The 15,420-nt window shown below is 57.7% G+C and carries 15 protein-coding genes, 4 tRNA genes and 1 riboswitch; of the genes, 13 read left to right on the forward strand and 6 right to left on the reverse strand.

The genetic code is table 11. From position 1 onward, the window contains the following. Nucleotides 1-9: 9 nt before the first annotated feature. Nucleotides 10-297 carry a hypothetical protein gene (locus tag PMI27_RS00075; protein WP_008154307.1) on the forward strand — a complete coding sequence of 96 codons (288 nt, stop codon included), beginning with the start codon at nucleotides 10-12 and terminating at the stop codon, nucleotides 295-297. A 12-nt stretch (nucleotides 298-309) separates the two neighbouring features. Then, complete coding sequence (astE, locus tag PMI27_RS00070; protein WP_008154306.1) at nucleotides 310-1,320, forward strand: succinylglutamate desuccinylase; 1,011 nt, start codon at nucleotides 310-312, stop codon at nucleotides 1,318-1,320. 131 nt (nucleotides 1,321-1,451) lie between these two features. On the opposite strand, the gene PMI27_RS00065 is transcribed toward astE, so the two are convergent. Beyond that, on the reverse strand, nucleotides 1,452-1,961 hold the full coding sequence (locus PMI27_RS00065; protein ID WP_007943897.1) for a 6,7-dimethyl-8-ribityllumazine synthase: 510 nt from the start codon (nucleotides 1,959-1,961) through the stop codon (nucleotides 1,452-1,454). Between the two features lie 114 nt (nucleotides 1,962-2,075). Further along, nucleotides 2,076-2,246: riboswitch (FMN riboswitch) on the reverse strand. 196 nt (nucleotides 2,247-2,442) lie between these two features. On the opposite strand from PMI27_RS00065, the gene ltaE reads away from it, so the two are divergent. The 7 genes from ltaE to PMI27_RS0230000 all read left to right on the forward strand — a co-directional run bounded on the left by ltaE (nucleotide 2,443) and on the right by PMI27_RS0230000 (nucleotide 8,412). Next, nucleotides 2,443-3,447 carry a low-specificity L-threonine aldolase gene (ltaE, locus tag PMI27_RS00060; RefSeq protein ID WP_008154303.1) on the forward strand — a complete coding sequence of 335 codons (1,005 nt, stop codon included), beginning with the start codon at nucleotides 2,443-2,445 and terminating at the stop codon, nucleotides 3,445-3,447. A gap of 146 nt (nucleotides 3,448-3,593) precedes the next feature. Next, on the forward strand, nucleotides 3,594-6,218 hold the full coding sequence (alaS, locus tag PMI27_RS00055) for an alanine--tRNA ligase (RefSeq protein ID WP_008154301.1): 2,625 nt from the start codon (nucleotides 3,594-3,596) through the stop codon (nucleotides 6,216-6,218). 91 nt (nucleotides 6,219-6,309) lie between these two features. Further along, complete coding sequence (locus PMI27_RS00050) at nucleotides 6,310-7,551, forward strand: aspartate kinase (RefSeq protein WP_008154299.1); 1,242 nt, start codon at nucleotides 6,310-6,312, stop codon at nucleotides 7,549-7,551. Between the two features lie 187 nt (nucleotides 7,552-7,738). Next, nucleotides 7,739-7,927 (forward strand): carbon storage regulator CsrA, encoded by a 189-nt coding sequence (csrA, locus tag PMI27_RS00045; protein WP_002554426.1) that lies wholly within the window; start codon nucleotides 7,739-7,741, stop codon nucleotides 7,925-7,927. 62 nt (nucleotides 7,928-7,989) lie between these two features. After that, a tRNA-Ser gene (locus PMI27_RS0229990) sits at nucleotides 7,990-8,080 on the forward strand. Nucleotides 8,081-8,187: 107 nt separating this feature from the next. After that, nucleotides 8,188-8,264 (forward strand) — tRNA-Arg (locus PMI27_RS0229995). A 71-nt stretch (nucleotides 8,265-8,335) separates the two neighbouring features. After that, nucleotides 8,336-8,412, forward strand: a tRNA-Arg gene (locus PMI27_RS0230000). Between the two features lie 19 nt (nucleotides 8,413-8,431). Here PMI27_RS0230000 and PMI27_RS00040 read toward each other — a convergent pair. Then, nucleotides 8,432-8,950 (reverse strand): hypothetical protein, encoded by a 519-nt coding sequence (locus tag PMI27_RS00040; RefSeq protein WP_008154297.1) that lies wholly within the window; start codon nucleotides 8,948-8,950, stop codon nucleotides 8,432-8,434. A 320-nt stretch (nucleotides 8,951-9,270) separates the two neighbouring features. Between PMI27_RS00040 and mgtE the strand changes: the two genes are divergently transcribed. Further along, entirely contained in the window at nucleotides 9,271-10,713 is a 1,443-nt protein-coding gene (mgtE, locus tag PMI27_RS00035) for a magnesium transporter (protein ID WP_008154295.1), read from the forward strand. Nucleotides 10,714-10,818: 105 nt separating this feature from the next. On the opposite strand, the gene PMI27_RS00030 is transcribed toward mgtE, so the two are convergent. After that, the gene (locus PMI27_RS00030; protein WP_008154293.1) at nucleotides 10,819-11,145 is read right to left on the reverse strand and encodes an Arc family DNA-binding protein; all 327 of its coding nucleotides are present in this window, start codon (nucleotides 11,143-11,145) and stop codon (nucleotides 10,819-10,821) included. 110 nt (nucleotides 11,146-11,255) lie between these two features. Between PMI27_RS00030 and PMI27_RS31930 the strand changes: the two genes are divergently transcribed. Both PMI27_RS31930 and phnN read left to right on the forward strand, forming a co-directional pair. Further along, nucleotides 11,256-11,411, forward strand: coding sequence for a hypothetical protein (locus PMI27_RS31930; protein ID WP_008154291.1), 156 nt, complete (start codon nucleotides 11,256-11,258; stop codon nucleotides 11,409-11,411). A 120-nt stretch (nucleotides 11,412-11,531) separates the two neighbouring features. Beyond that, the gene (phnN, locus tag PMI27_RS00025; RefSeq protein ID WP_008154289.1) at nucleotides 11,532-12,104 is read left to right on the forward strand and encodes a phosphonate metabolism protein/1,5-bisphosphokinase (PRPP-forming) PhnN; all 573 of its coding nucleotides are present in this window, start codon (nucleotides 11,532-11,534) and stop codon (nucleotides 12,102-12,104) included. Here phnN and PMI27_RS00020 read toward each other — a convergent pair. Together PMI27_RS00020 and PMI27_RS00015 are read right to left on the reverse strand one after the other, a co-directional pair. Continuing rightward, nucleotides 12,079-12,258: a PA3371 family protein gene (locus tag PMI27_RS00020; RefSeq protein ID WP_008154287.1), complete on the reverse strand. Its 180-nt coding sequence runs from the start codon at nucleotides 12,256-12,258 to the stop codon at nucleotides 12,079-12,081. The two genes, phnN and PMI27_RS00020, sit on opposite strands and share 26 nt — an antisense overlap. A gap of 23 nt (nucleotides 12,259-12,281) precedes the next feature. Then, nucleotides 12,282-12,515, reverse strand: a complete 234-nt coding sequence (locus PMI27_RS00015) for a hypothetical protein (protein ID WP_008154285.1) — start codon at nucleotides 12,513-12,515, stop codon at nucleotides 12,282-12,284. Between the two features lie 292 nt (nucleotides 12,516-12,807). On the opposite strand from PMI27_RS00015, the gene PMI27_RS0230005 reads away from it, so the two are divergent. Continuing rightward, nucleotides 12,808-12,884: transfer RNA gene (locus tag PMI27_RS0230005), tRNA-Arg, on the forward strand. Between the two features lie 83 nt (nucleotides 12,885-12,967). On the opposite strand, the gene PMI27_RS00010 is transcribed toward PMI27_RS0230005, so the two are convergent. After that, entirely contained in the window at nucleotides 12,968-14,779 is a 1,812-nt protein-coding gene (locus PMI27_RS00010; RefSeq protein WP_238545923.1) for a beta strand repeat-containing protein, read from the reverse strand. Between the last annotated feature and the right edge of the window lie 641 nt (nucleotides 14,780-15,420).

Consider the following 15,420-nt stretch of genomic DNA (forward strand, 5'->3'; position numbering starts at 1 on the left):
CGTAAAAACATGAGCGATACCCTGCAGCTGATCCTTGAAGACACCGACGGCACGCAACTGGAAACTTCCTGCACCCGCGTCGCGGTCATGTGGCAAGGCAAAGAGCTGTGGATTCAGCAAGACGGCCTCGGCCAATTGCTGATCGGCGTGGACGTCGAAGAAGGTGACGCTGAATACGCAAACCTGCTGCTGCGCCCATTGGCGACTAATCTGGTAAGTCTGCAACTGGAAATGGAACCGGCTGAAGTCGGTGACGAAGACCACGTGCACGGCCCGGATTGCCAGCACGACCACTAAGGAAACCGCTCTATGCTCGCCCTCGGCAAACTGCTTGAACTGACCCTCGCCGGCCGCGAACCGGCGGAGAAGACTCAACTGACTGTCGAAGGCGTGCGCATGCGCTGGTTGAGCGAAGGTGCGCTGGAAGTCCGGCCACCTGAAGCTCGCGACAATGGCCTGGACCTGCTGCTATCGGCCGGCATCCATGGCAACGAAACAGCGCCGATCGAGTTGCTCGATCGCCTGTTGCATGACATCGCCCGCGGCGACTTGAAACCGCGTACACGTATTCTGTTCCTGTTCGGTAACCCGGAAGCGATTCGCAAAGGCGAGCGCTTCGTCGAGCAGGACGTCAATCGGCTGTTCAACGGCCGTCACGAACAAAGCAGCGGCTCCGAAGCCCTGCGCGCGTGTGAGCTGGAGCGACTGGCGGCGAGTTTCTTCAGCCTGCCGGATCGAAACCGTCTGCACTATGACCTGCACACCGCGATTCGTGGCTCGAAAATCGAACAGTTCGCGCTGTATCCCTGGAAGGAAGGCCGTCAGCATTCACGTCTGGAACTGGCGCGCCTGCGCGCTGCCGGGATGGAAGCGGTGCTGCTGCAAAACAAGCCGTCCATCGTTTTCAGCTCCTACACTTACGACAAACTCGGTGCCGAGTCTTTCACCCTTGAACTGGGCAAGGCGCGGCCATTCGGGCAGAACGATGGGGTCAACGTCGATCTGCTGGAAACGCGCCTCAAACAGATTATCGAAGGCAACGAGCCAGCCCAGACCGAAGAAGCGCTGGATGGTTTGCAGCTGTTTAGCGTGGCGCGAGAAATCATCAAGCACAGCGATAGCTTCCGCTTGAACCTGCCAGCGGACATCGAGAACTTTTCGGAGTTGGAAGTGGGTTACCTGCTGGCCGAAGACATCGCCCAGACCCGGTGGATCATTGAGGAGGAGGGTGCCCGGATCATCTTCCCGAACCCCAAGGTCAAGAATGGCCTGCGCGCCGGCATCCTGATTGTGCCGACTACCGACGAAAACCTCGCCTGACCGCGATATCAGGTTCGACATAAAGCCCATGTGGGAGCGAGCCTGCTCGCGATAGCGGTGTATCAGTCAACAGGGGCGTTGGCTGACAGTCCGTTATCGCGAGCAGGCTCGCTCCCACAGGTTTATCGGGTTTACACCGCTACCGCACGTGGCTCGCTACGACGCAAAGCACGCATCTTGTGCAACGTATCCGCGCACGTTTTCGCCGCTTCCTGGCCTTTATGCACAAAGTGCTCGAAGAAGAACTTCTGATGTTCTTCGCCAGCATGGAAGTGGTGCGGGGTCAAAACCACGGAGAACACCGGCACTTCGGTTTCCAGCTGAACTTGCATCAAGCCGCTGATCACCGACTGGGCGACGAATTCGTGGCGATAGATGCCGCCGTCGACTACCAGGCCTGCCGCAACGATGCCGGCATAACGACCGGATTTGGCCAGCAGCTTGGCGTGCAGAGGAATTTCAAAGGCGCCGCCGACTTCGAAGAAATCGATCTCCGATTCCTGATAACCCTGAGCAATCATTTCGGCCACAAAGCCCTTACGGCTCTGATCGACGATTTCTTTGTGCCAGCAGGCCTGGATGAACGCAACGCGCTCGCCCTGATGGTTTTTGCTTTTGCTATCGATTGCGGTGGGTTGCATGTTCTGACTCCTGTTTATGTAAAAAACAGGGCATATGAATCGAATGGGATTTAAGGGTACGCAGGCACAAATGCCTGCGGACGGCGCTTTGGTATAGAGCCTAGGCGGCGCCAATCCCGTTCTCTCTTCATCCGGACTATGACCGTCGGCCCCGGGATCACACCGGGTCTGCTGACCTTGTCGCCATCACAGCCATTGCCGTGCCTGTCGCCAAGCGCTCGCGGGCTATGCGCATTGCGCGCAATTACCGCCGGTGGGGAGTTGCACCCCGCCCTGAGAACGTTTTGCCGCCAGATTGTTTGGCGGCGAAGCGTTTTTAACACATATTTCTCACCTGTGCATTGCTGCTATCTGATGATTGCTATCGACTTTTTCGTCGGTTCAAGAAGCCTTTTCGTACCCAAGGGTTGATTATTCGTCGGCATGACCGCAGTAATTCCTACTTGAAAGGGATTTTCCCCTGCTTACCGAGGCCAGATTCATGAGCGTTATCGATCTTCGCAGCGACACCGTCACCCAACCGTCCGCCGGGATGCTCGACGCCATGGCCGGCGCGGCCACCGGTGACGACGTTTACGGCGAAGATCCGACGGTCAATCGTCTGGAAGCCGAGTTGGCCAAGCGGCTGGGTTTTGCTGCGGCGCTGTTTGTTCCGACGGGCACCATGAGCAATCTGCTGGGCTTGATGGCCCACTGCGAACGCGGTGACGAGTACATCGTCGGCCAGCAGGCACACACCTATAAGTACGAAGGTGGCGGCGCAGCCGTACTTGGTTCGATTCAGCCGCAACCGCTGGAAGTGCAGGCCGATGGTTCGCTGGACCTGACTCACGTGGCAGCCGCGATCAAACCGGACGACTTCCACTTCGCCCGGACTCGCTTGCTGGCGCTGGAAAACACCATGCAGGGCAAGGTTTTGCCACTGGAGTATCTGGCGCGGGCTCGTAGCTTTACTCGCGAACATGGGTTGCAACTGCACCTGGACGGCGCGCGGCTGTACAACGCGGCGGTCAAATTGGGTGTCGATGCCCGGGAAATCACGCAGTATTTCGATTCGGTCTCGGTCTGCCTGTCCAAAGGCCTGGGCGCGCCGATCGGTTCGGTGCTGTGCGGTTCGGTCGAATTGATCGCCAAGGCGAGACGCCTGCGCAAGATGGTCGGCGGCGGCATGCGCCAGGCCGGTATTCTGGCGGCAGCAGGTTTGTACGCACTTGATAACAATGTTCAGCGTCTGGCTGATGACCACGCCAACGCGCAGTTACTGGCTGAAGGCTTGCGAGCGGCGGGTTACGAGGTCGAGCCGGTGCAGACCAACATGGTTTACGTGCAGATGGGCGACAAGGCCGAGGCCATCAAGGCGTTTGCCGCCGAACGCGGGATCAAGCTGAGCGCTGCCGGACGTCTGCGCATGGTCACGCACATGGACGTCAGCCGCGCTCAAATCGAGCAGGTCGTCGCGACATTCGTCGAGTTTTCGCGCAACTGATAGCGTTAGCGGTCCAATTGACCGTTTCTATCGTATAAACACGCTGTACCCCGCGCGCAGGGCCGATATAATGCGGCCCTTTGCCGTCGCTTCGTCTGTTGACGTTTCGCACAGGCCTTTGGCCGCAGCCTCCGTGGAAGAACCTAATGAAAAGCGCAGAAATCCGTGAAGCCTTCCTTCGCTTCTTCGAAGAGCAAGGCCACACCCGTGTAGCCTCCAGCTCTTTGATTCCGGGCAACGACCCAACCCTGCTGTTCACTAACGCGGGGATGAACCAGTTCAAGGACTGTTTCCTGGGCCAGGAAAAGCGCGCGTACACCCGCGCGGTCAGCAGCCAGAAATGCGTGCGCGCCGGCGGCAAGCACAACGACCTGGAAAACGTCGGTTATACCGCCCGTCACCACACATTCTTCGAAATGCTGGGTAACTTCAGCTTCGGTGATTACTTCAAGCGCGATGCGATCACCTACGCCTGGAACTTCCTGACGTCCGACCAGTGGCTGAACCTGCCAAAAGAAAAGCTCTGGGTCACCGTCTACGCCAGCGATGACGAGGCCTACGACATCTGGACCAAGGAAATCGGGGTTCCGGCCGAGCGCATGGTTCGTATCGGCGACAACAAAGGCGCGCCATACGCGTCCGACAACTTCTGGACCATGGGCGATACTGGCCCGTGTGGTCCTTGCACCGAGATTTTCTACGATCACGGTGCCGACATCTGGGGTGGCCCACCGGGCTCGCCGGAAGAAGACGGCGACCGTTACATCGAGATCTGGAACAACGTTTTCATGCAGTTCAACCGCACCGCCGATGGCGTGTTGCACCCGCTGCCAGCGCCGTCGGTCGATACCGGCATGGGCCTGGAGCGGATCAGTGCCGTGCTGCAGCACGTTCACTCGAACTATGAAATCGACCTGTTCCAGAGCCTGCTGAGCGCATCGGCCAAGGCCATCGGTTGCACCAACGACAATCAGGCGTCCCTGAAAGTCGTCGCCGACCACATTCGCTCGTGCGGTTTCCTGATTGCCGACGGCGTGCTGCCGTCCAACGAAGGTCGCGGCTACGTGCTGCGCCGGATCATTCGTCGCGCCTGCCGTCACGGCAACAAGCTGGGCGCCAAGGGCAGCTTCTTCTACCAGATCGTTGCAGCCCTGGTCGCCGAGATGGGCGAAGCCTTCCCAGAGCTGAAATCCCAGCAGGCGCACATCGAGCGCGTACTGAAAGCTGAAGAAGAGCAGTTCGCCAAGACCCTGGAGCAGGGCCTGAAAATCCTTGAGCAGGATCTGGCCGATCTTAAAGGTGACGTGGTGCCGGGCGACGTAGTGTTCAAACTCTACGACACCTACGGTTTCCCGATGGACCTGACTGGCGACATCGCTCGCGAACGCAGCCTGACCATCGACGAAGAAGGCTTCGAGCGGGAAATGGAAGCCCAGCGCGTCCGTGCCCGTTCCGCCAGCTCCTTCGGTATGGACTACAACAGTCTGGTCAAGGTTGATGTGGCCACCGAATTCACCGGTTACACCGCTCACAGCGGTTCCGCCAAAATCGTTGCTCTCTATAAAGACGGGCAATCAGTTGACGCACTGAGCGAAGGCGAAGAAGGCGTGGTCGTTCTCAATCAGACCCCGTTCTATGCGGAATCTGGTGGTCAGATTGGTGATTGCGGCTTCCTCCAGGCTGGCGCTGCGCGTTTCGATGTGCGCGACACCACCAAGACCGGCGGTGCGTTCCTGCACCACGGTGTGCTGGATTCGGGCAGCCTGATCGTGGGCGCACCGGTAGAAACTCATGTTGATGCCGAAGTGCGTCACGCGACTTCGCTGAACCACTCGGCGACTCACTTGCTGCACGCCGCATTGCGCCAGGTGCTGGGCGACCACGTTCAGCAGAAAGGCTCGTTGGTCGACAGTCAGCGCCTGCGCTTTGACTTCAGCCACTTTGAAGCCATCAAGCCTGAGCAGTTGAAGGCGCTGGAAGACATCGTCAACGCCGAGATTCGCAAGAACTCCGAAGTTGAAACCGAAGAAACCGATATCGAAGCCGCCAAGCAGAAGGGCGCCATGGCGCTGTTCGGCGAGAAATACGGCGACAACGTGCGCGTATTGAGCATGGGCGGTGATTTCTCCGTCGAGCTGTGCGGTGGTATCCACGCCAGCCGGACTGGCGACATCGGCCTGCTGAAGATTATCAGCGAAGGCGGTGTGGCTTCTGGCGTGCGTCGTATCGAAGCGGTCACTGGCGCCGCGGCGCTGGCATACTTGAACGCTGCTGAAGAACAACTCAAGGAAGCGGCCAACCTGGTCAAGGGTAGCCGCGACAACCTGATCGACAAGCTGTCGGCTGTGCTGGAGCGCAACCGTCTGCTGGAGAAGCAACTCGAGCAGTTGCAGGCCAAGGCTGCCAGCGCGGCGGGCGACGATCTGTCGGCTTCCGCCCTGGATGTCAAAGGCGTGAAAGTGCTGGCCGTGCGTCTGGACGGTCAGGACGGCAAGGCGCTGCTGGCGCTGGTCGATCAACTGAAAAACAAACTCGGCCGCGCAGTGATCCTGCTCGGCAGTGTCCATGAGGAAAAGGTCGTTCTGGTTGCAGGCGTAACCAAAGACCTGACTGGCCAACTCAAAGCCGGTGATTTGATGAAGCAAGCCGCTGCGGCAGTGGGCGGGAAGGGCGGTGGTCGTCCAGACATGGCGCAAGGCGGTGGTACTGACGCTGGCGCACTGGATGCGGCATTGGCCCTGACTGTTCCATTTGTAGAGCAGGGTTTATAAGGCAGTGTCTCCGGCCCGCAGTCTAGTGGCGGGCCAGAACGCTGTTTGAGTGATTATTTGGGCGCCCTTCATGGGCAGAGGCGGCTTTGAAATGGCTTTGATCGTACAGAAATTTGGAGGCACCTCGGTCGGCACTGTCGAGAGAATCGAGCAGGTCGCCGACAAGGTTAAGAAATTCCGCGAAGCCGGCGATGACCTGGTGGTCGTGCTGTCTGCAATGAGCGGCGAAACCAACCGTCTGATCGATCTGGCCAAGAAAATCAGTGGCGACGGCCAACCGGTTCCTCGTGAGCTGGACGTGATCGTCTCCACCGGTGAGCAGGTGACGATTGCACTGTTGGCCATGGCGCTGATCAAGCGCGGCGTGCCAGCGGTGTCCTACACCGGCAACCAGGTGCGGATTCTGACGGACAGTGCGCACAATAAAGCGCGTATCTTGCAGATTGATGACCAGAAGATTCGTGGCGATCTGAAGGCTGGTCGTGTGGTCGTTGTCGCCGGTTTCCAGGGCGTCGACGAGCACGGCAACATCACCACCCTCGGTCGTGGCGGTTCCGACACCACCGGCGTGGCGCTGGCGGCAGCCTTGAAGGCTGACGAATGCCAGATCTACACCGATGTCGACGGCGTCTACACCACCGACCCGCGTGTGGTGTCCGTGGCTCAGCGCCTGGACAAGATTACCTTCGAAGAGATGCTGGAAATGGCCAGCCTCGGTTCCAAGGTGTTGCAGATCCGTGCGGTGGAGTTCGCCGGCAAGTACAACGTTCCGCTGCGCGTACTGCACAGCTTCAAGGAGGGTCCGGGCACCCTCATTACTATTGATGAAGAGGAAACCATGGAACAGCCGATCATTTCCGGCATCGCTTTCAACCGCGATGAAGCCAAGCTGACCATCCGTGGCGTGCCAGACACCCCGGGCGTTGCATTCAAGATTCTCGGCCCGATCAGTGCCGCGAACATCGAAGTCGACATGATCGTGCAGAACGTTGCGCACGATAACACCACCGACTTCACCTTCACCGTGCATCGCAATGACTTCCAGGCCGCGCAAACCGTGCTGGAAAACACCGCTCGCGAGATCGGTGCCCGTGAAGTCGTTGGCGACATCAAGATTGCCAAGGTGTCGATCGTCGGTGTCGGCATGCGCTCCCACGCAGGCGTGGCCAGCCGCATGTTCGAATCCCTGGCCAAGGAAAGCATCAACATCCAGATGATCTCGACCTCGGAGATCAAAGTCTCCGTAGTGATCGAAGAGAAGTACCTGGAACTGGCTGTGCGCGCTCTGCACACGGCTTTCGAACTGGACGCACCGGCCCGACAGGGCGAGTGATGCGTTAACCGAAGGGCGCGGTCTGACCGCGCCCTTTTGTTTTTTTGAATGGTGCGACCCGAAGCTGTTCTTTTGCTCGCGCTAGTCAATACTCAGGCATGTAGGGCTGCGATCGCTCAGGTTGTAGGTCGAGTGCCTTTTTTTTGCAGACTGTTGTCCCTGAAATGAAATGCGTGAGGAGAAAGGTATGCTGATTCTGACTCGTCGGTGCGCAGAAAGCCTGATTATTGGTGATGGCGAAATCACCGTGACCGTGCTCGGCGTCAAAGGAAATCAAGTGCGTATCGGTGTCAACGCCCCGAAAGAGGTTGCGGTCCACCGTGAGGAAATTTACCTGCGTATAAAGAAAGAGAAGGACGAAGAACCAAGCCATTAATTTTTATCGTTTTTTATGTTTGCAAACGGGGAAGAAGCTGGTTAATATACGCCCCGTGTTGCGGAGAGCTGGCCGAGTGGCCGAAGGCGCTCCCCTGCTAAGGGAGTACACCTCAAAAGGGTGTCGGGGGTTCGAATCCCCCGTTCTCCGCCATTATTTGCGTAGTACGTTGTAATCTGGCTTCTTCGGTAAGTGTTTGAAATTACTAGAAAAAGTGTTTGACATAGAGATTAGACGGCCTATAATGCGCGGCAACAAATGCACTCGTAGCTCAGCTGGATAGAGTACTCGGCTACGAACCGAGCGGTCACAGGTTCGAATCCTGTCGAGTGCACCATTTAAGAGTCATCTGCAGTAATGTGAATGACTTGGCTTCAACCAGTTGTGATCTGGTATAAAAACACAAATGCACTCGTAGCTCAGCTGGATAGAGTACTCGGCTACGAACCGAGCGGTCACAGGTTCGAATCCTGTCGAGTGCACCAAACACCAAAAAGCCCGCGTTTAACGCGGGCTTTTTGCCGTCTGGGATTTGGCTTTTCCTTTGGTGCATCCTCTCTCGTCGAACTCAACGTGCGCGCTACGACCTCGCTGGGTGTCGTAACGGTAGCTCGTGGCTGAATTGCGAATATTGATCTTGTCTGGCTTGCCAAGGGCGCTCTCGACATCCTGCTGACTCATGCCGGCAACAACCCGCTGATTGATGATCGCTTCGCGGCGTTCTTTAGCGCTGATGAGGTTTCCACATTTGTCCTCGGTCTTGCCGACGACGGTCGGATCTCTCCTTTTGATTTTCATACCTGATGTTTCGCGATTCTCGGCTTCTGGCATGAGAGCGGTCGTGCTGCCGGGTGTGAAAGTGCGGACATCCTGAAGCGAAAGGCTGTCTCCGGCCTTACAGCTCAACGAAGTGAAGGTAATGCGCCCGTTGGCCGCCTCGCAGCGGTGAACGGTCGTGGCAAGCGCCCAGGGCGACGGGCAGAGCAGGGTGATCAACAAAAAACAATGTGCATTCGATGGCATCAAACGTCCTCCATGACGGTCCATCTGAAGGGTAGTCGTTACATTTTTCGGCCGTGGTGTGTTTTCTTTTCAGGATGAGTCGTCGCAGTTCCATGGATCAGGGCGGTGCTCAGGTTTGTCTTGCAAGCGCTTGTTTCAGCCACGATTTTTTAACGTTTAAAACCGTCGGGCGGTGTATCATTGCGCCCGTCAGCCCCGCCGGGGCTTGTGGAATACCTCCATGGACTTACCCAGTAGTTACTCAGTACCCCGTTTTTCCAATCATGAATTGACTGATTGATCCTTCCGGCGTGCCCCGCTGCTGGGAGTGGAGTTCGCCTATGTCTGAAGTTGAAGTAAAGAAAACGCAGGAAAGCTTGCAGGACCGCCTCGCTCAAGTTGTTGAGCTGCTGCAGCGTCAGCGGGTGGTCGAAGACCTGACTCACCGCCAGGAAGGTCCGCATCACGACCGGGTCGAGAACCTGGTTCACCGGCAAAACCTCGTCGAGTTGCAACGCAAGCTCGATGATCTGCACTCCGCCGACGTCGCCTACATCCTTGAAGCCTTGCCGCTGGACGATCGTCTGACGCTCTGGCAATTGGTCAAGGCCGATCGCGACGGCGACATTCTGCTCGAAGTATCCGATTCGGTTCGTGAAACGCTGATCGCCGACATGGACGATCACGAGCTCCTGGCTGCGGCCAAGGACATGGACGCCGACGAACTTGCAGACCTGGCCTCCGAGCTGCCGCGAGACGTCGTCCACGAGCTGATGGAAACCCTCGATGGTCAGCAGCGTGAGCGCGTCCGCTCTGCGTTGTCCTACGACGAGGAGCAGGTCGGTGCGTTGATGGACTTCGAGATGGTGACGATCCGTGAGGATGTCAGTCTCGAAGTGGTTTTGCGTTACCTGCGGCGCCTCAAGGAGTTGCCAAGCCACACGGACAAGCTGTTCGTGGTCGATTACGACGGCGTGCTCAAGGGCGTGTTGCCAATCAAGCGTTTGCTGGTGAACGACCCGGAAAAACAGGTTTCTGAAGTCATGGCCAGCGACCCGGTGAGTTTTCACCCGGACGAAGACGCCTATGACGCTGCTCAGGCGTTCGAACGTTACGACTTGATCTCGGCGCCTGTAGTCGACAAGAACGGCAAGCTGATCGGCCGTCTGACCATCGATGAAATGGTCGACCTGATTCGTGAAGAGAGCGAAAACGAAGTTCTCAACATGGCGGGTCTGCGTGAAGAGGAAGATATTTTTGCGTCAGTCTGGAAATCCCTGCGTAACCGTTGGGCCTGGCTGGCAATTAACCTGATCACCGCATTCATCGCATCCAGGGTGATTGGTCTTTTCGAAGGCTCCATCGAGAAATTGGTGGCGTTGGCGGCACTGATGCCGATCGTGGCGGGTATCGGTGGCAACTCGGGTAACCAGACGATCACCATGATCGTTCGGGCCATGGCGCTGGATCAGGTCAGCACCGGCAACACTTCGCGCCTGATGCGCAAGGAGTTGGCGGTAGGTCTGATCAATGGCCTGGTCTGGGGCGGTGTGATCGGTGTCGTCGCCTATCTGTTGTATGGCAGTTGGTCTCTGGGGGTAGTGATGACCGCTGCCATGACGCTCAACCTATTGCTGGCGGCATTGGCGGGGGTGTTGATTCCCATGACCCTGGCGCGGCTTGGGCGCGATCCTGCGATGGGCGCCAGTGTGATGATCACCGCTATGACGGACAGTGGCGGGTTCTTCATCTTTCTCGGGTTGGCGACGATCTTCCTGCTCTGACTTATCGACATTAAAAACCCGCCAATCAATCGGCGGGTTTTTTTATGCCCGAATTTCAGGCAAAAAAAAGCCAGCGATTAAGCTGGCTTGAACTTTCGGATGAAATCAGGAAGCGTCTGTGGCCATTTCGGCATCATGCGCAATCAGCGAAACAAGGGCATTCTGCTGACGGTGGGAGAGTTGGCGGAAGCGTTGCAGCAGTTCACGTTCGTGCAATGACAGCTCCGGGCTGTCCAGGCGCATGCTCAATTCTTCGCCCAGCGCGCCTTCTTGAATAAGGCTCTGTTCAAGGCGCGCGATGATTTCGGAGTTCATGCTGCGATGATGATTGCGAGCCACCTCGGCAATGCGTTCACGCATTCCGTCTGGCAGACGTACGACGAACTTGTCAGCCGTACGGCTGGAATAAATTGCCTGTTTCAATGGGCGCATATATTTAACCGGTTAGTTCAGGGGAGCGGTTCTCGGGATTGGCCGCAGGATGTCTGATAGGACAAGCGGTCTGGCCAAATGTTCAACCTGAATTGATAGAGGCTCGCATCATGCCTCAAAGTAGCCAGTTCATTGGCGTCAATTCTGTGACAAATATTGAACTGGATAAAGGCGTTATGCCAGCACCAATTATCAGAAATGCGGACTGGTTTGAAAAGTTTGCCCTGGTCCGTATTGCTGGCCGTTTCCTCTTGCCCGACAGGTGATGTCCTGAGACGCCTGAAGGCGCATGCTGTGCAGATTCGATCAGCGTTCCTTACTGGTACAGGATAGTGGCAATTGGCCGATTTACTAGGGGAAGACATGCAGTGCGAGGTGATTTCAAGATGGATGGCAGGCTGATTTACTTGATGGGGCCTTCTGGGTCCGGCAAGGACAGCCTCATCGAAGCCGCTCGAGAGCCGTTGCAGACGCTCAATTGTGAAGTGGTGCGTCGGGTCATCACGCGGTCGGCCGAATCAGTGGGCGAGGAGGCGATTGGCGTTTCCCGGGAAGAGTTCGAGCAGCGCAGAGTCGAGGGCGATTTCGCGCTGTGCTGGAACGCCAATGGCCTGGATTACGGTATTCCGATCGAAATAGATCAATGGCTCAATGACGGTCGGCACGTCTTGGTCAACGGCTCTCGCGGCCATCTGGCTCAGGCGCTGCACCGGTATCCAACGCTATTGCCGGTTCTTTTGACGGTCAAGGATGAAGTGCTGCGAGAGCGTCTGCTGCGCCGTGGTCGCGAAAGTGTTGCTGAGATTGAAGCGAGGCTGCACCGTAATGGGTTATTCACGGCAGAGGGTTCAATCGGTGACGCGCAGATCCATCGACTCGACAATTCAGGCGAACTGTCCACCACAGTTGCCCATCTGCTGGACCTGTTGAGGATTAACGCAGTACCGGATCGAACTTGATCTTGCGCCCGGCAATCAGCGCCAGCACAAACAGAGCACCGAACACGCCGCTGGCGATCAAAGGCAGGGTGACGACCGTATCCTGGACCACTGACAGATGAAGAATGCCGCTCAGTAAGGCGAGGATGAAAAACCCTGCGGCTGATTTGGACATGCGGTGCTCCTGATGGGGGTGATTCAAAATACCAAACGTTCTGAAGACTGAGCCGGCAGCAGAATGCCCTCCTGGCTCACCTCTTGGCTGACAAAGCTGCGCTGATCGCCCATTACCGCCAGTTGAGGTGCTCTTTGCACCTGAAGGTAATGAGGCATGCGTTGAGCAACCGGCTCAACACCGCTCTCGGGGGCAAAATGAAAGCCCAGCAGAATCGCCAGTGCGGTCGCGATCGAGAGTAAAAGGGCGCTGTTCATGAGGCTTGCCTCCGTTGTTCTTCGAGAACAGCTAAAGCAGCTCGCATGCCAAGAGTCTAACGGTAATTAAATCCTTTAAAAACAATGAATTAAGATATTTGCCCGAAGTGCCTGCATTGCATTTTGCAATGATGGCATTTTGCGGTGATGCAATTTGCACGGTAAACAAAGCCACGCTCCTGCGAGGCGTCTGCCTACACTTAAAAAGCCCAACGGACGACATGACAAAAGCAGGCCTGCCCGTTAACATGCTTGCCGTCCATCGCACCGCGTTTCTTCGTGGTCGATCTGTGTCTCAGTAGCTCAATTGGATAGAGCATCCCCCTCCTAAGGGGAAGGTTGGCAGTTCGAACCTGCCCTGGGACACCATAAATTTGAAAGCCCCACGCAGAGTGATCTGGTGGGGCTTTTTTGTGGCTGTCTGCAGCGGTGGATTCAACTCCAGCCCAATATCAAGCCGTCAGCGTATGGTCAGCCTCCCCAAACCAGGTGCGCACCAGATCGGTACCGCTCGTGCCCGTGTTGGCAAGAACCGCCACATCGGCGAAGTTCGTACCATTGGCTGCGCCATCGACATCCACCTTCACGGTGATGTCGCTGCCGGACTGTGCCAGTTGGACAAAGTCGGACACCTGGCTGGTGCCGTTAACGAAGTTGGCGTTGAGCAGTGCGGAGAGGTCGACTGTGTCACCTTCGGCGAAGTTGTAGTCGAGAATATGGTCGCCGCCTTCATTCACGTTGAAGTAGGCGAACACATCGGCTCCCGCGCCACCGCTGAGCGTGTCCTCCCCGCCACGACCCACAATGATGTCGTTGCCGTCGCCGCCACTGATTACGTCCGCCGCCATAGTCCCCACCAGTGTGCCGCTGGATTCGCCGTGGTAACTGACCTGGGTGCCGGCCTCGCCGCCGTCGGTGGCCTGGAAGTCATTCACCGAATAGTGCCCCAGCAGATTCACTTCAGCCCGGTGCACACCGTCATCCACCGTCAGCAGGCCGCCGGCGCCAGAGGCGTTGGCGTTGTAGCTGAGTTGGGTGTTGGCGCCGAAGGCGAGATCGCCGAAGGTCAGCATGTCATCGCTTTCCAGACCGAGGATGCCGACCAGCGAGCCCGCCGCTTCGGCCTGTGCGATCACCAGCGTGCCCGCACCTTCGCCGTGGAAGGCGACTGAGGTATGGGCAGTGCCATCGAAGCTCAGGGTTGCGTCGCCGTCGATAGTGGCGCTGCCATTGCCGGTCACGTCGGCCAGCAGGTGCAGGTCGCCACCATTGGCCCACAGGTGGCCGGAGTTGTCGACCACACTGGCCACCGTCATGCCGCCTGTACCCGTAGATTCCAGCACTCCGCTGTTGGTGATGGTGTGGGTGCCGGTGTCGAGCACCAGGCTGTTCACTCCGCTGGCCAGGATCAGCCCCGCATTGACCAATATCATCTGCCCTGCGCCCAACTGGCCGGCGCCGGAAATGCGGTTGTCGACGTTGGTCAGCACGGTGTCGGCGCTGCCGCCGAAAATCACGTTCTGCGCGCTGTCGGATAGCTGCACTTGACCGCCACCGGTCAAGGTTGCGCCACGAAACAGAATCTCAAGGTGGGTCGCACTGCCGGTGGAGCCGAGCTCGATCGTGCCGCTGTTATGGATGCTGCCACCGAACGGCATGATCGCGCCGTCGGCAATGCTGAGGGTACCGGCGTTGTTGGTGAGCGGGTCCACATCGAACTGGAAGTTCGCTTCGCTCAAGTCCGCCGCATCGACACCTTTGAGGGTGACCGTCTGGCCGGAGCCGATGTTGACCAGCGCATCGCCGTTTGCGTCGTTAGTGATACTCAAGTCAGCATAACCAGTGACACCGGTGAAGCCGATCAAGTCGATCTTGTCTGCTGCGACATCGAAATTGTAGATCTGGTTGTTGCCGATCGGCTGGGCGAAGACGAACGTGTCGGCGCCAGTCGAGCCGGTCAGGTTGTCGTCGATGGACAAGGCGAAGATCGGTGAGCCAGGGGCGTAGGCTTCGACGTTGTCAGCCACAAACGCATTGCCCGTGCTTCCGTCAGCGTTGGTCCAACTCATGCTGACGCTAAGTACCACCGCGCCTGCGAAATCCGTTGGCGTGGTAACGGTCAGCGCGGTCGGATCGTTCGTCTGCACAGTCCATGTGCCGTCGCCGTTGTTAATCCCCTCGTTCAAGCTCCAGCCTGAACGAACACCGCCGACCGTGACCGTGGTGGCCCCGAAGTGATCCGCCAACGGGTCAGTCAGCGCCAAGTTAATGGGTTCGCCAGCGACGCCTGCGGGATGCGTTGCTGAGAGCGTATTCGTTCCCGTGCCGAACGCACTGCTACCTCCCCCGGCGCCAGGATCGGCTTTGTTCCCAAACGTGCCTGAGGTTTGATCCCAGGCCTTGTAACTAAGACTACCGCTATTCCCAGACCCTGCAATACGCACTCGGTCAACGTCACGTAGCAGCAGTGCGGAACTAGTGGTCACTGTGCCAATGCTGTTCCACGTCGAGCCCCCGTCGGTTGAAAACTGCCAATTGCCTCCGCCGTTCGCACTTAGGTTCGTGATGGCAATACCACCGACCGCCCCCGTGTCGACATCGGTGGAGCTCCGGAATGAACTCACTAACTGGCCGCTATTGGCGTTTATAGTTGTCGGGCTCTGCGTCGTCACAACCGGCGCGTCGTTAACGGCGGTGATGTTGATGTTGATCGTGTCGCTGTCGCTCAACGCACCACCCGTGCCCGTGTTGCCGCCGTCATTGGTCACCATGGTCAGGGTGACCGCACCATTGGCATTGGCAACCGGGGTGTAGTTCGGCTGGTTGGCGACCGTGCCCAGATAAGTGTTGATGTTGCTGAGCGTGCCCGTGAGCACGATGCTGCTGGTGCCTGAGCCGCTGACCG

It is taken from the genome of Pseudomonas sp. GM41(2012) (genome assembly GCF_000282315.2).
In the GTDB taxonomy this organism is placed as follows: domain Bacteria; phylum Pseudomonadota; class Gammaproteobacteria; order Pseudomonadales; family Pseudomonadaceae; genus Aquipseudomonas.